The sequence below is a fragment of the Paenibacillus sp. R-74696 genome (assembly GCF_055814915.1).
Genome location: NZ_JBPULM010000030.1, coordinates 140,178 through 154,806, shown reverse-complemented (window position 1 = coordinate 154,806; position 14,629 = coordinate 140,178). Strand labels below are relative to the sequence as shown.

Sequence of the window (14,629 nt, the reverse complement as noted above, 5' to 3'; positions counted from 1 at the left end):
ACGTACCTACGTATGTGCAAGATGCTGCTATAGATTTATTTGCTGGCTGGCCTTTACTTTTTTGTCCTCATCTTAAATCAACGCCCCTGCCTTGGCAGGGGCTTTTTATTTTGAATGTGTCTACACATAGCGAGAAGGGGGACGTAACGATGAATAGTGAATTACAGCAAGTGGTCAAGCTCTCTGAGGAATACAATCTCATTCCGATCGTTCGTTATATGATGGCGGATACGGAGACGCCGATTCGGCTGTTTCAGCATTTTGCCAAGGAAAAGCATGCATTTCTGCTTGAAAGTGTAGAGGGCGGCGTGAAATGGGCGCGTTATTCGTTCATTGGAACCGATCCGTTTATGATGCTGTACGGCAAAAACGGCGAAATGATTTTTGAGAAAAATGGTGAAAAAATCAGCTTCGACGATAAGCCGCTAAGCTTGCTGAAGGATCATCTTCGTTACTATCGCAGTCCGGCGATGTCCCATCTTCCGCCATTTACGGGCGGGGCTATCGGGTTTTTCGGCTACGATTTGCTGCAATATTATGAGAAGCTTCCAGCCCACCGGATTGATGATTTGCAAATGAATGATTTGCAGTTTATGTTCTGCGATCAGGTCATCGTGTTCGACCACTTCAAGCAGCAGCTGCAAATTATCGGCAATGTGCATGTGCCGAAGGAGAAGACGCAGACGGGCATTGTTCAGTCCTACGGCGTCGAGGAGGCGTACAACGCAGCAGTTGCCAAAATCGAAGCGACGGTCGAGCGCCTGCAGCAGCAGGTGAAAATCCCCGTACCAATCGGTGCTGGCGTGCCTACTATGCCCGAGGTTGGCGATGTGCAGTCCAATTTGACGAAGGAGCAGTTCATCGCCAATGTCGACAAAGCGAAGGAGTACATCCGCGCAGGCGATATTTTCCAGGTGGTGCTGTCCCAGCGCTTCAGCATTGAGACGGATGTTGATCCGCTGCATGTGTACCGCGTACTTCGCACGATGAACCCTTCACCGTACATGTATTATTTGAAAATGGGAGAAGAGGTTATCGTTGGAACATCGCCGGAGGCGCTCGTTAAAGTAGATGGCAGCAAGGTGGAAACCCGCCCAATCGCCGGAACGCGCCCTCGCGGCAAAACGCCGGAGGAGGATCTGGCGCTGGAGCAGGATCTGCTGGCAGATGAGAAGGAGCGGGCGGAGCATCTGATGCTCGTTGACCTAGGTCGCAACGACATTGGCCGTGTATCCGAGTTCGGATCGGTGAAATGCGATTCCTTCATGGAAATCGAGCGTTATTCCCACGTTATGCATATCGTTTCGAATGTGACGGGCAAGCTGCGGGAGGATAAGGATTTTTACGATGCGTTTCTCTCTTGTCTTCCTGCCGGCACCGTATCCGGCGCACCGAAGCTGCGGGCGATGGAAATTATTGCGGAGCTTGAAAATGAAGCTCGCGGCGCTTACGCTGGAGCGATTGGTTATTTAGGCTTCGGCGGTTCGCTCGACACCTGCATCACGATTCGGACGATCATTTTCAAAAATGGCAAAGCCTACGTGCAGAGCGGGGCAGGCATCGTCTGGGATTCCGTTCCGGAGAGCGAATATACCGAAACGGTGAATAAAGCGAAAGCGCTGCTGACGGCCATTCGGGCCGCTGAGCAGCTGTTCGGCAAGCCTGGAGACGCTCGCGATCAGAGCTTCAATGCCATTAATAGCGATTATTACATTAAAGCAGGGGAGGGTTTCGTACAATGACAAACAGCCTGACACCGATTACGATGCAAAGCGCGTTAACTAAATTAATCGGCAGCGAGCATTTGTCACGGGAAGAAGCCCGCTCCGTTATGGATATTATTATGAACGGCGAAGCGACGCCGGTTCAAATTGCAGGCGTGGTGACTGCGCTGCGCATGAAAGGCGAGACGAAGGACGAAATTACAGGCTTTGCCCAGGCGATGCGTGCGCATTCGAGCCATGTGCAGACCGAGCAGGAAGGGCTGCTTGATACGTGCGGCACAGGCGGCTCCGGTATTCATAAATTCAATATATCGACGTCCTCGGCGATTATTGCGGCGGCAGCCGGCATTCGCGTAGCCAAGCATGGCAACCGCGCAATGTCGGGCAAAGCAGGCAGCGCTGATGTGCTGGAGGCGCTGGGCGTGCAAATTACGCTCACGCCGGAGCAGGCGGAGGAATGTCTGAAGCAGGTCGGCATCTGCTTCATGTTCGCGCAGCTGTACCATCCATCGCTTCGTCATGCTTCTGTTCCACGTAAAGAGCTGGGCATTCGGACGATTTTTAATATGCTGGGCCCGCTGACGAATCCTGCTGGTGCTGATCGCCAGCTAATCGGCTTGTATGATGCTAAGAAAACGGACACCGTCGCTTCAGTGCTGGCAGAGCTTGGCGTCAAACGCGCGATGGTCGTGAGCAGCAACGACGGGCTGGACGAAATCAGCATTTCGGCGCCAACTAGAGTCTCGGAGCTTCTGAATGGCAAGGTTCGCACGTATGAAATTACGCCGGAGGAGCTGGGCTTGACCCGCTATCCGATCAGCGAGGTGCTGGGCGGCGATCCTGCGGCCAATGCGGCGATTATTCGCGGCATATTCAGCGGAGAGCAGCGCGGCGCTTATCGCGATATCGTGCTTGCGAATGCAGGGGCTTGCATTTATGTGGGCGGAGCTGCTGCGAGCTTGACAGATGGTGTTAAAATTGCGGCGGACATGATTGATTCCGGATTAGCCGAGCAAAAGCTGCTGGGCCTCATTCAAACGACAGGAGAGCTGACCCATGTTTTTGGATAAAATCGTAGTAACAAAACGCGAAGAGGTTGAAGCATTATCGGCCACATTCCAATTAGCGGAATATGAGCGGACGATTGCCGAGCTTGGTCCGTGCCGCGGCTTTGAGCGTGCATTGACTGCGGGCCGCAAGCGCACGGTTGGACTCATTGCCGAGGTGAAAAAAGCTTCGCCTTCTAAAGGGCTGATTCGCCCTGAATTTCACCCGGCGGAGCTGGCAGCTGCGTATGAGCAGGCCGGCGCGGATTGTATTTCCGTGCTGACGGATCGGCAATATTTTCAAGGGGCAAATGAGTATTTGACGCTCGTGAAGGATACGGTCAGCATTCCGCTGCTCCGCAAGGACTTTATTATTGATTACCGTCAGGTGTACGAGGCGAGAGTCATTGGGGCGGATGCGATTTTGCTCATTGCGGCGATATTGACGAAGCAGCAGATGTCTGAGCTGTATGATACAGCTGTTTCGCTTGGCATGGATGTGCTGGTCGAGGTGCATAATCGCGAGGAGCTGGAGGCGGTGCTTGAGCTGAATAAAGCGACGCTTATCGGAGTCAACAATCGCGATCTGAAAAGCTTTGTCACGGATCTGCGTACAACGGAGCAGCTGATCGGCTTGATGCCGCAAGGTGTGACTGTTATTAGCGAAAGCGGCATTGCCGGTCCGGCAGATATGGATTATTTGCAAGGTATTGGCGCGCAAGGGGTTCTAATTGGCGAACATTTCATGCGCCAGGCTGATGCAGGTCAGGCTATTATCGATTTGATGGGTCCGGTGGGCCGCTAGTGCAGACGCAGACGACTCCCCGTATTAAAATTTGCGGCCTGAAGACTGTGGAGACGATTCAGCAAATGGACGGATTGCCGTTCCATGATATTGGATTTATATTTGCGGCTAGCAAGCGTCAAGTGCTTCCTGCGCAAGCAGCAGAGCTGGTTGCGGCAGTACACAGCTTGAAGGCGGCAGCGGGGCAGCGTCCCCAGACCGTCGGCGTATTCGTCAATCCTGCGCTTGCGGAGCTGCGCGAGACGCTGGCTATTGCTCCGCTCGATGTGGTACAGCTGCATGGCAGCGAAACACCTGCTTTTTGCCAAGCGGTCCGTGAGCAATTTGCGGTGAAGGTGTGGAAGGTATTTTCTATACGCGATGAAGCGGTTGTTCAGTCTGAGGAAGTCACAGGCAGGGGCGTTGACAAGGGCACGGATGCTCATACAAGTGCCGATGAGGCCGCTGCCCGGCTTGCTCCTTATGAAGGCAAGGTCGATGCTGTATTGATAGACACAGCCGGGGGAGGTACGGGCAAAGCGTTCAACTGGGAGGTTATCGACGATTACCAAGCTGCGGCAGCGCAGTTGAATGTGCCGCTTTATGTAGCGGGCGGTCTAAACCCGGACAACGTACAGGAATTGTTAGCTGCGTACGCTCCGAGTGGCCTTGATGTGTCCAGCGGAGTAGAGACGGACGGCGTTAAAGATATTGAGAAAATTAGATTATTCGTCAGAAAGGTGATGCAACGATGAACCGAGTACCGGATGAAAAAGGTCGCTATGGCAAGTTTGGCGGCCGTTATGTTCCCGAGACGTTAATGAATGCACTGCTTGAGCTGGAGGAAGCGTACAACCACTATTCCAAGGATGAATCCTTCCAAGAGGAAATCCGCAATCTGCTGCATAAATATTCGGGCAGACCTACATCGCTCTATTATGCAGAGCGCCTGAGCGAGCAGCTTGGCGGCGCAAAAATTTATTTGAAGCGCGAGGATTTGAACCATACGGGCGCCCACAAAATCAACAATACAATCGGTCAGGGCGTTCTGGCGAAGCGCATGGGAAAAACAAAAATTATTGCCGAAACGGGCGCAGGCCAGCATGGGGTTGCTTCGGCAACGATTGCGGCATTGCTTGGACTGGAATGCAAAGTATTTATGGGCGAGGAAGATATGAAGCGCCAGCAGCTCAATGTTTTCCGCATGCAGCTGCTTGGAGCGGAAGTCGTGCCGGTTCTTTCGGGAACGCGCACACTTAAGGATGCCTGTAATGAAACGCTCCGCTACTGGGTTAGCCATGTAGACGATACGTATTATATTTTGGGTTCAGCGACAGGGCCGCATCCATATCCGATGATCGTCCGTGATTTTCAGCGGATTATCGGCGACGAATCGCGCAAGCAAATTGTGGCAGAGGAAGGACGCCTTCCAGATTATGTAGTAGCAGCGGTTGGCGGCGGCAGCAATGCGATCGGGATTTTTTACCCGTTCATTGAAGATGCGGCTGTGCGTTTGATCGGTGTTGAAGCTGCGGGACGCGGAGTAGAGACGGATGAGCATGCGGCTACGATGACGAAAGGCCGTCATGGCGTATTTCAGGGCTCGCTGAGCTATGTGCTGCAGGATGACAACGGACAAGTGCTGCCTGCGCATTCCATTTCGGCAGGTCTCGACTATCCAGGGATTGGCCCTGAGCATTCGTATTTGAAGGATTCGGGCCGGGCGGAATATTTCCCGATTACAGATGATGAAGCAATGGACGCTTTGCAGCTGCTGTCGCGCACAGAAGGCATCATTCCAGCGCTGGAGTCAGCGCATGCGATTGCCCAGACGGTCAAGCTGGCACCAACGCTTGATAAAGATCAAATTATTGTCGTCAGCCTGTCCGGCCGCGGCGATAAAGATGTAGAGACGATTATGAGCAAGCTGGGAGGCGCAGTCGATGAATCTCATTGATACGGTATTTGCAAAGCTACGTGAGGAAAAGCGTACCGCGCTGATCCCTTTTATAACGGTGGGAGATCCTGACCTCAAAACCTCACTGGCGATTATTAAGCAGTTGGAGGAGTCTGGCGCTGATCTAATCGAGCTGGGCGTTCCTTATTCTGACCCGCTCGCCGACGGTCCGGTTATTCAACGGGCTTCCGAGCGTGCATTGAGAAGCAGCATTACCCTTCGCGACTGTATTGAAGCGGCAGCGCAAGCACGCGAAGCTGGCGTGAAGCTGCCTTTCATCCTGTTCACCTATTTCAATCCGGTGCTGCAGTTCGGTCTGGAAGCCTTTATGGAGCTGGTGAAAAATAAAGAAATCAGCGGTTTGATCATTCCCGATCTGCCGATTGAAGAGGATGCCGAGGTTCGCCAGCTGGCGGAAGCCGCGGGCATTCACCTCATTCCGCTTGTCGCTCCGACCTCCAAGGATCGGGTCGTACGTATTTCGCAAAAGGCGAAAGGGTTCGTCTATTGCGTTTCCTCGCTGGGCGTAACGGGCGTGCGCGCCGAATTCCACAGTGGGATCGACGATTTCCTCGCTACCGTGCGGGAAGCGACTGATCTACCGATCGCCGTTGGCTTCGGCATTTCGAGCCGTGAGCAAGTGGAGCGTTTCTCCAAGCAATGCGATGGTGTTGTGGTAGGCAGTGCGATTGTACGCAAAATAGAAGAATCAATTCCGCTGCTAGCAGAGGAGAATACCCGCGCTGAGGGCTTGAAGCAGATCGGCGAGTTTGTAGCCGGGCTCAAAGGCTAGGGCATATTCAGCCTCTTAGCGGTAGGCATCATTTAAGAGGCGCAGAATACGAGCATATTCTGCGCTTCTTTTTTAGGTTAAGTTAGTCTTTATTGTTGAGCTTATAGTCATTTTTTCCAAATAGTGTTAAAATGTTCATATACCTACAAGAGGAGGAAATCCATGTTTGATATTGAAAAAATAAAAGAGGTAATTCCTCATAGATATCCATTTCTTTTGGTGGATAGAATCTTGGAAATTGATGAGGGTAAAAAAGCTGTTGGAATTAAAAATGTGACAATCAATGAACCTTATTTCATTGGTCATTTTCCCGACTATCCCGTTATGCCTGGAGTCTTGATTGTAGAAGCACTGGCGCAGGTTGGTGGTATCGTTATGTCTAAAGGAGAAAGCAGTAAAATAGGATTATTGACTGGTATTGATAATTGTCGATTCAAGAGGCAAGTAAAACCAGGAGACCAACTTATTCTTACATTCGAAGTAACTCGAATCAAGGGGCAGATAGTTAAAGGAAAAGGCGTCGCCGCGGTAAACAATGAACTGGCTTGTGAAGCTGAAATAATGTTTGCATTCAGTTCGATTTAGGTTTTTAAGCGGGGAACATCAGCAATAGAAAGAACGCCGCAAGGCGTTTTTCTTATGTCAGCTCAAAAATAAGATTGATTATGCTCAAATAATGGCCTATACTAGCACTAGACCGACCGACGGTCTATAGAAAGGAGCGACTAAGCGGACGATGCGTATACTGAAAGATCCGGAAGAACGCAAAAATGAAATTTTAGATACGGCAGAAATGCTTTTTTATACGAAGGGCTACAATAAAACGACGATTAATGACATCCTTCAGGAGATTGGCATTGCGAAGGGGACCTTTTATTATTACTTTAAATCCAAAGAGGAAGTTATGGACGCGATCATTATACGGATTGTGGCGGCGGATGTTGCTTCTGCAAAAAGTATAGCCGCAAGTTCGGAGCTGCCGACCTTGGTCAAGCTGTTTCAAATTTTGATGGCTCAGAAGCCTAAGAATGGTGACCGTAAGGAGCTGCTGCTGGAGCAATTCCACCAGGTCGGCAATGCCGAAATGCATCAGAAAAGCCTCGTACAGACCATTATTCACTTGACGCCTGTATTAACAACAGTCATTGAGCAAGGCATAGAGGAGCAAATTTTTCAGACCGAATACCCCAAGGAGACGGTTGAATTTTTAATTGTATCTTCCACTTTTCTGTTCGATGAAGGTTTATTCGAATGGCAGCCAGAGGAAATGATCCAGAAGGCGAAGGCTTTTATTCATGTTATGGAAACGACGCTGGGAGCGATAAAAGGCAGCTTTGATTTTATTTTTGATATGCTGACTAACCCGAATTAACCTAGAATCCCCCGCTTTAGCGCTGCATCCAAGCTGCCCATGAAAGGCGTGGCCGTTAGCGTATCCAGTTATCTGATACCTGTTCAATTGTTGGGTACGCTTGTATGCCGGCTTATTTTTTTGAGTATTATAGACTGACGGTCAGTCTATAGACAAACGAACCTATTTTTAAGGAGGAGCTAATCGATGATACAAAGCCAAGTGAAAAAAGAGCTGTTCGGAAGAAGCTTCCAGTTGCTCCTATTGGGACAAATTATCTCGATTTTGGGCAGCGCTCTGCTGCGCTTTGGGCTATCGCTTTATGCGCTGGATCTTACAGGACGAGCGGATATTTTTGGCACTCTCTATGCGTTATCCAGCATCCCGCTGCTGCTGTCGCCAATTGGCGGGGCCATTGCTGATCGCTTCAACCGCCGTCATTTAATCGTTATATTCGATTTTGCAAGCTGCATGGTTGTTCTGGGCTTTTTGCTCCTATTGGCGGGGGGCCACGCGACGGTTGTTGTTATTGGTATGGTGATGGTATTGCTTTCGCTGATCAGCGCGATGTACCAGCCTGCTGTGCAAGCGAGCATCCCGCTGCTGGTGCAGGAGAGCCGGCTTGAGCAGGCCAATGGAATGGTGAATGGCATCGGCTCCCTTGCCCAAATGGCGGCCCCCGTGCTTGGCGGCATCCTGTATGGTGTCCTTGGCCTGCAAACGTTGATGATCGGAAGCGGTATCGCTTTTTTACTGTCAGCCGTCATGCAGCTATTTATGGAGATCCCGTTTGTAAAACGCGAGCAGAAGCGAAATATCGTCGCAACGCTTGCAGCAGATATGAAAGTAGGGTTTGCCTATGTAGCCCAGCAGCGCTCGATTTTAAAGGCGATGATATTAGCGGCGCTGCTCAATTTTATTTTAACGCCGTTTTTTGTCGTCGGCGGGCCGATTATTTTGCGGGTTACGATGCATAGCAGCGATACGCTTTATGGAGTTGGCATGGGCATTGTGGAATGCAGCACGATTTTAGGCGCACTAACGATCGGAATCTTTGCGAAAAAAATGCAAATGAGCTCTTTGTATCGGTGGCTGCTCATCATTGCTGCATTGATTTTGCCATTATCGATGTCGCTGACGCCATGGATGCTGGGGCTTGGCTATTATCCAGCCTATGTTCTATTTATGGCAAGTGTTGTTCCGATTGCGATGGCACTGACGATGATTTCGATTTTTGTGCTGACCCGGGTGCAAAAGCAGACACCTAATGACCTGCTTGGAAAGGTGATGGCCATTATAATGGCGGTCGCACAGATTGCGGCACCTGTGGGGCAAATCGTCTACGGCAAGCTGTTTGAAACGTTTAGCTTGCGGGTTTATTTCCCTGCGCTGCTCATGTTCGCAGCAATGCTAGTGATGGCTTGGGTGACAAAAAGGTTTTATCACAATCAAATAGAGAAGGGGCAGGAAGATGCTAGAGAAGATGTGGAGAAAAGATATCGCAAGGAATAAGCTGATTACCGCTATTTTATTTATGTTTATTATGATTTCCTCGCTGCTAGTGGCAAGCAGTGCAAGCATGCTTCTGGAGCTGTTTCGTTCGGTGGATGACTGGTTTGAGAAAGCGGGCGTCCCTCATTTTGTACAGATGCATGCCGGGGAAATCGACCAGCAGGAGATAGAGGATTTTGCCAGTCGCAATAAGCTGGTGAAGGAGCAGCAAACCGTTGAGATGATTTCTATTGAACCAGCTCAAGTTTATTTCGGCGCCAGCGGCGAGTCAGAGGCGGGCAGCGTCATGGAAATGAGCCTTGTGAAGCAAAACAAAGCGTTCGATTTTTTACTTGATTTGGACAATAAGCGGCTGGATGTACTTCCGGGCGAAATAGCAGTGCCGATTTATTTTATGCAGCAGCATGGCTTGGAGCTCGGGGATACGGTGCGGCTGGCGACGGGCTCCTTTAGCAAAACCTTTACAATAAAGGATTTTGTTAGGGATGCCCAGATGAATCCGTCTATTGTCAGCTCAAAGCGTATCGTTGTAAGCGATTCGGATTGGGAGACGCTTAAGGGCTATTTTGCCGAAAAAGAATATTTGATCGAATATCTGCTGCATGATGGGGAGCGAACGAGCGAATTTGAACAGCTCTACCTAGCTTCTGGCCTTCCGCACCAAGGGACTGCGATTACCTATGCTCAATTTCGGCTATTGAATGCGCTGACGGATGGCGTTGCGGCCGTTGTCATCCTTTTAGCCAGCGTGCTGCTGATCGTCATCGCCTTTCTCTGCCTTCGGTTTACAATGCTCGCTGCGCTGGAGGAGGATGTTTATGAGATTGGCGTCATGAAGGCGATTGGTATAGCCGGAAGCGAAATCCGCCAGCTTTATTTAATGAAATATCGGCTGATCGCTTTGACAGCGACTATGGCGGGGTGGGTGCTTTCCTTATTTGCAGAACGGGCTTTCATGGCAAATCGGAGTCTATACATAGGCACAGCTGAAAAAAATGCGCTAAGCTATATCATCCCCTTGCTGGGGGCAGGTTGTATTTTTCTATCCGTGATGTTGTTCTGCCGTCTGGTTTTGGGGAGATTTAAGCGAATATCAGCCGTTGAAGCCTTACGCTCAGGCAGCACTTCGGCCAAAGGGCGGATGACAAAACGGCTGAAGCTCCATCGCAGCCGGCTTATCCCTGTAAATATATTTGTCGGCATTCAGGATGTGTTCGTCCGGATTAAAACATTCGGCTTGCTGGCCCTCGTATTCACGCTTTGCTTCTTCCTGATCATAGTGCCTGTGAATTTTTTGAATACGATGAAATCACCTGATTTTATGACTTATATGGGGGCGGGGAAGAGCGATATTCAAATTGATATGCGGCAAACAGGCGACGTAGCGCAGCGATACAACGAGATGATCGCCTATATTCAACACGACAATGACGTGGAACTCTATTCGCCGCTCGTAACGAGTTCTTATAAGATGCGCAGCGACGATGGTGTCTATGAAAATGTGAGTGTGCAAACAGGCGATTTTTCGCTGTTTCCGCTAGCTTATTTAAGCGGGGCTGCTCCCGCTGCAAACGATGAGATCGCTCTTTCTTATCTGCATGCGAAGGAACGCGGCAAGCAGCTCGGAGACACGCTGACGCTCATCGTTGCTGGGGAAGAACGAGTGCTGAAGCTTTCGGGCATTTATCAGGATGTGACCAATGGCGGCAAGACAGCTAAAGCGCTGCTGCCTTATGAAGCACATTCCGTCCTCTGGTATATGGTCAGCTTGGATGTAAAGCCGGGCGTTGCAATTGGCGAAAAAAGGGCTGAATACGCAGCTGCCTTCTATCCGGCTAAGGTGACGTTTATGGAAGATTATTTATCTCAGACACTTGGCTCCACCATAAGCCAGCTGCAAAAAATAACGGGGCTCACCTTAGCGGCAGCTCTCGCCATTGCGCTGCTGATTACCGCTTTATTTTTCAACATGCTGATCGTGAAAGACGCTTCTGATATCGTCATTATGAGAAGCCTTGGGTTTTCCTTGAAAAATATCCGCCTGCAGTACGTCATCCGCTCATTGGCGGTATTGCTGGCGGGGATCGTGCTAGGTACCGCAGCAGCGGGAAGTCTTGGGCAGGGCGTAGTCAGCATGCTGATGTCATTTATGGGGGCAGCCCGCGTCGAGTTCGTCGTTAATCCGTTTGTGGCCTACATGCTTATTCCTTTGATATTCCTCGCTGTAGGGCTAGTAACGACGCTGCTTAGCAGCTTAACCATAACGGCAAATGTCAAAAGTGCTGGCGCAGCTAAATAATTTTCGAAAAGAGGGCATCGTGATGACCATCGTGTTAGAGGCGAAAAACGTAAACAAAAGCTATTCCGTAGGCAAAAATAATGAACAGGCTGTGCTGAAAAATGTGAATTTGCAATTGCAGGCAGGTGAGTTTGTATCTATAATGGGGCCTTCTGGCTGCGGCAAGTCTACCTTGCTGTACACGATTAGCGGGATGGACAAAATGACGTCCGGCAGTGTTGCCATACAAGGGCAAGAGCTTGGCAGTCTATCCGAAGAGCGGTTGGCTCAGCTTCGCTTGAGCAAAATGGGATTTGTTTTTCAACAGAGCGGATTTTTGAAAAATCTCAGCCTGCTCGACAACATTATTTTACCCGCTTATGTGGCGAAAAGAGAGAGTCGCGCTGCTATTGACCGGCGGGCCAGCGAGCTGATGCAGCGGACTGGAATTGCCGAGCTTGCCAATGCTGACAAGGCGGAAGTGTCCGGTGGACAGCTCCAGCGGGCAGCCATTTGCCGGGCGCTGATCAACCAACCGGAAATCGTGTTTGGCGATGAGCCGACAGGAGCTCTTAATTCCAAGGCAAGCGATGAGGTCATGGCTATTTTAGCCGATTTAAATCATGCGGGGACGACGATCTTGCTGGTGACCCATGATGCGAAGGTGGCTGCCAAAACACAGCGCGTATTATTTATGCTGGATGGCCGCATCGTGGGCGAGCGGGTACTCGGTCAGGCTGAATTGAAGGTGCGGGAAGCAAAACTATCCTCATGGCTTGCCGAGATGGGATTTTAGATTTTTTCTTAAGGCAGACGCGATCAATTGCAATAGAACATCTTTTAAAGCGGGGCAAGATGTGAGACAATAAGCCTTATGCAATTGATATTTATATATCAATTAATCTGTAGATATATAAGAAGAGGTGGTCGGCAGCATGCAGCCAAAAAATAATATTTTACATCTCCCTGTCTATCAGCCTGGCAAGCCGGTTGAAGATGTGAAGAGAGAGCTTGGGCTAACTGAAGTCACGAAGCTGGCTTCCAATGAAAATCCACATGGTTGTTCGGAGCAGGCTAAAGCGGCAATCTTGGAAGAATTGAACCAAACGAATATTTATCCTGATGGCGCGAGCATTGAGCTTGCAGCAGCACTTGCGGGCCATCTTAACGTAAAGCCGGAGCAGCTGATTTTCGGCACAGGCTCTAGTGAAATTATTTTAATGCTGGCTCGTGCGTTTCTCGTTGCAGGGGACGAAACGATTATGGCAGACGAGACATTCCCGCAGTACAAGCATAACGCTGAAATTGAGAACGCTCGCATCATCGAGGTGCCTTTGAAAGATGGCAAGCATGATCTTCCTGCCATGCTGGCAAAGGTAACGGAGCGTACGAAAATCATCTGGATTTGCAATCCGAACAATCCGACCGGCACCATTGTGACGAAGGATGAGCTGACTGCTTTTTTACAGCAGGTTCCGAGCCATGTGCTCGTTGTGCTGGATGAGGCGTATTGCGAGCTTGTAACAGATCCCGCCTTTCCTAATGGCATTGAACTGCTGAGCAGCTACCGGAACTTGATCGTACTCCGCACATTCTCGAAGGTATATGGATTAGCGGCGCTTCGTATTGGTTATGGCGTTGGCGACCCGGAGGTGCTTCGCTTTATTAATCAGGTGCGGGAGCCCTTTAATACAACGAGAATCGCGCAGGCAGCGGCTAAAGCGGCCGTGTCTGATCAGGCTTTTATTCAGCATGTTGTGCAGCAAAATGCAGCGGGTATCGCTTATTTTGCTGCGCAGTTTGACCGGCTTGGCCTTGTTTATTATCCGGCGCATGGCAATTTTATTATGGTCGATGTAAAGCGTCCATCTCCGGAAGTATTTGATGCGCTGCTGCGCAAAGGCTTTATTATTCGTTCCCGCTGGACGTATTACCCGACCTATATTCGGGTCAGCGTAGGCACGAAGCAGCAAAATGAGCAGTTTATAGCTGCTTTGGAGCAGGTTTTGCAGGAAGTGGCGGTGCAGTCATAGGGTTATGGTGAAAATAGCGATATTTGGCGTTGGATTAATTGGCGGATCACTTGCCCTTTGTTTTAAGGGCAAGCCGGACGTAACGGTTGTCGGCTATTCCAACCGGGCGTCCTCCGCAGAGAAATATGTCAATCGTGGCGTCGTCGATTCCGCAACGACGTCTGTTCGGGAGGCGGCTGTAGACGCTGACTTTATATTCCTTTGTGTTCCTGTAGGCATGCTGGAGGAGTATGTAGAAGAGCTGAGCCAGCTGCCGCTGAAGCCGGGCTGTATTGTGACGGATGTCGGCAGCACGAAAGCTTCTGTGGCGCTATGCGGACGCAGACTGGAGAGCCAGTCGGGCGTGTCGTTTATCGGCGGGCATCCGATGGCAGGCTCGGAGCGCTCCGGCGTTGAAGCGGCATCGACCCATTTGTTCGAAAATGCTTTTTACGTCCTCACGCCTGACGCGTCGACTCCGCAGGGCCAGCTGGACAAGCTCACCCAGCTGCTTGCGCTGACGAAAGCGCACATTGTCAGTGTGGATGCAAAGTCGCATGATGAAATCGTGGGCGCGATTAGCCATCTGCCGCATATGATTGCAGTTGCGCTGGTCAACCAGATCCGCGGCTACAATGAGCAGGATCAGCTTTATGCTTCGCTTGCAGCTGGAGGCTTCCGCGATATTACCCGTATCGCCTCAGGCGACCCGGTCGTATGGCGCGACATTCTGGTCAATAACAAAAGCGTGCTGCTTAAGCTGCTGAGAGACTGGAATGCAGAAATCGCTACATTCGCAGACCTGCTGGAGCGGGAAGATGGCGAAGGCATCGAGGAAGCATTCCGTACAGCTGGCGAATTCCGCAGCAAGCTGCCTGAGCGCCGCAAGGGCATGCTGCATTCGATCTATGATTGTTATGTAGACGTACCCGATCATCCTGGTATTATTGGTAAAATCGCCAGCGATCTCGGCAAGGAGCGCATCAATTTGAGCAATATCCATATTATTGAGAGCAGAGAGGACGTTCCAGGCGTTCTAAGGCTGTCTTTCCGCACACAGGAGGATTTGGATCAGGCTCAGCTTGTGCTTGCGGATGCGGGCTTTACGGTTCATCAGTAAAAATAGCAATTTGGCCCCGCAGCAGCTTTTGAGCTATTGCGGGGCTTTTTTA

The 14,629-nt window shown here is 50.5% G+C and carries 13 protein-coding genes; all 13 read left to right on the top strand.

Annotation, left to right across the window (positions count from 1 at the left end; all coding sequences use genetic code 11):
- The first annotated feature begins 149 nt into the window (after positions 1 to 149).
- The 13 genes from trpE to ACSR9A_RS12375 all read left to right on the top strand — a co-directional run bounded on the left by trpE (position 150) and on the right by ACSR9A_RS12375 (position 14,577).
- Complete coding sequence (trpE, locus tag ACSR9A_RS12435; protein WP_341278159.1) at positions 150 to 1,742, top strand: anthranilate synthase component I; 1,593 nt, start codon at positions 150 to 152, stop codon at positions 1,740 to 1,742.
- Positions 1,739 to 2,794, top strand: a complete 1,056-nt coding sequence (trpD, locus tag ACSR9A_RS12430) for an anthranilate phosphoribosyltransferase (RefSeq protein WP_473757518.1) — start codon at positions 1,739 to 1,741, stop codon at positions 2,792 to 2,794. Before trpE ends, trpD begins: the two co-directional genes overlap by 4 nt.
- Positions 2,781 to 3,575, top strand: coding sequence for an indole-3-glycerol phosphate synthase TrpC (trpC, locus tag ACSR9A_RS12425; protein WP_473757517.1), 795 nt, complete (start codon positions 2,781 to 2,783; stop codon positions 3,573 to 3,575). The genes trpD and trpC overlap by 14 nt, the downstream gene beginning before the upstream one ends.
- The gene (locus ACSR9A_RS12420; protein WP_473757516.1) at positions 3,575 to 4,309 is read left to right on the top strand and encodes a phosphoribosylanthranilate isomerase; all 735 of its coding nucleotides are present in this window, start codon (positions 3,575 to 3,577) and stop codon (positions 4,307 to 4,309) included. The genes trpC and ACSR9A_RS12420 overlap by 1 nt, the downstream gene beginning before the upstream one ends.
- The gene (gene trpB, locus ACSR9A_RS12415; protein WP_473757515.1) at positions 4,306 to 5,511 is read left to right on the top strand and encodes a tryptophan synthase subunit beta; all 1,206 of its coding nucleotides are present in this window, start codon (positions 4,306 to 4,308) and stop codon (positions 5,509 to 5,511) included. Before ACSR9A_RS12420 ends, trpB begins: the two co-directional genes overlap by 4 nt.
- Positions 5,498 to 6,304, top strand: coding sequence for a tryptophan synthase subunit alpha (gene trpA / locus ACSR9A_RS12410; RefSeq protein ID WP_473757514.1), 807 nt, complete (start codon positions 5,498 to 5,500; stop codon positions 6,302 to 6,304). Before trpB ends, trpA begins: the two co-directional genes overlap by 14 nt.
- 162 nt (positions 6,305 to 6,466) lie before the next feature.
- The gene (gene fabZ, locus ACSR9A_RS12405) at positions 6,467 to 6,889 is read left to right on the top strand and encodes a 3-hydroxyacyl-ACP dehydratase FabZ (protein WP_473757513.1); all 423 of its coding nucleotides are present in this window, start codon (positions 6,467 to 6,469) and stop codon (positions 6,887 to 6,889) included.
- 151 nt (positions 6,890 to 7,040) lie between these two features.
- Entirely contained in the window at positions 7,041 to 7,676 is a 636-nt protein-coding gene (locus ACSR9A_RS12400; protein ID WP_473757512.1) for a TetR/AcrR family transcriptional regulator, read from the top strand.
- A gap of 186 nt (positions 7,677 to 7,862) precedes the next feature.
- Positions 7,863 to 9,167 carry an MFS transporter gene (locus tag ACSR9A_RS12395; protein WP_473757511.1) on the top strand — a complete coding sequence of 435 codons (1,305 nt, stop codon included), beginning with the start codon at positions 7,863 to 7,865 and terminating at the stop codon, positions 9,165 to 9,167.
- Positions 9,127 to 11,466, top strand: a complete 2,340-nt coding sequence (locus ACSR9A_RS12390) for an ABC transporter permease (protein WP_473757510.1) — start codon at positions 9,127 to 9,129, stop codon at positions 11,464 to 11,466. The genes ACSR9A_RS12395 and ACSR9A_RS12390 overlap by 41 nt, the downstream gene beginning before the upstream one ends.
- Before the next feature lie 22 nt (positions 11,467 to 11,488).
- Positions 11,489 to 12,241 carry an ABC transporter ATP-binding protein gene (locus tag ACSR9A_RS12385; protein ID WP_473757509.1) on the top strand — a complete coding sequence of 251 codons (753 nt, stop codon included), beginning with the start codon at positions 11,489 to 11,491 and terminating at the stop codon, positions 12,239 to 12,241.
- 139 nt (positions 12,242 to 12,380) lie between these two features.
- Positions 12,381 to 13,478, top strand: a complete 1,098-nt coding sequence (gene hisC / locus ACSR9A_RS12380; protein ID WP_473757508.1) for a histidinol-phosphate transaminase — start codon at positions 12,381 to 12,383, stop codon at positions 13,476 to 13,478.
- 4 nt (positions 13,479 to 13,482) lie between these two features.
- The gene (locus tag ACSR9A_RS12375) at positions 13,483 to 14,577 is read left to right on the top strand and encodes a prephenate dehydrogenase (protein ID WP_473757507.1); all 1,095 of its coding nucleotides are present in this window, start codon (positions 13,483 to 13,485) and stop codon (positions 14,575 to 14,577) included.
- Positions 14,578 to 14,629 lie beyond the last annotated feature (52 nt).

Excerpts from the sequence above, each read along its gene's own strand:
- ACSR9A_RS12385 (WP_473757509.1), top strand. The coding sequence starts at position 11,489 with ATGACCATCGTGTTAGAGGCGAAAAACGTAAACAAAAGCTATTCCGTA.
- fabZ (WP_473757513.1), top strand. The coding sequence starts at position 6,467 with ATGTTTGATATTGAAAAAATAAAAGAGGTAATTCCTCATAGATATCCA.
- trpA (WP_473757514.1), top strand. The coding sequence starts at position 5,498 with ATGAATCTCATTGATACGGTATTTGCAAAGCTACGTGAGGAAAAGCGT.
- ACSR9A_RS12395 (WP_473757511.1), top strand. The coding sequence starts at position 7,863 with ATGATACAAAGCCAAGTGAAAAAAGAGCTGTTCGGAAGAAGCTTCCAG.
- ACSR9A_RS12375 (WP_473757507.1), top strand. The coding sequence starts at position 13,483 with ATGGTGAAAATAGCGATATTTGGCGTTGGATTAATTGGCGGATCACTT.
- trpE (WP_341278159.1), top strand. The coding sequence starts at position 150 with ATGAATAGTGAATTACAGCAAGTGGTCAAGCTCTCTGAGGAATACAAT.
- ACSR9A_RS12400 (WP_473757512.1), top strand. The coding sequence starts at position 7,041 with ATGCGTATACTGAAAGATCCGGAAGAACGCAAAAATGAAATTTTAGAT.
- trpD (WP_473757518.1), top strand. The coding sequence starts at position 1,739 with ATGACAAACAGCCTGACACCGATTACGATGCAAAGCGCGTTAACTAAA.
- trpB (WP_473757515.1), top strand. The coding sequence starts at position 4,306 with ATGAACCGAGTACCGGATGAAAAAGGTCGCTATGGCAAGTTTGGCGGC.
- trpC (WP_473757517.1), top strand. The coding sequence starts at position 2,781 with ATGTTTTTGGATAAAATCGTAGTAACAAAACGCGAAGAGGTTGAAGCA.
- hisC (WP_473757508.1), top strand. The coding sequence starts at position 12,381 with ATGCAGCCAAAAAATAATATTTTACATCTCCCTGTCTATCAGCCTGGC.
- ACSR9A_RS12390 (WP_473757510.1), top strand. The coding sequence starts at position 9,127 with ATGCTAGAGAAGATGTGGAGAAAAGATATCGCAAGGAATAAGCTGATT.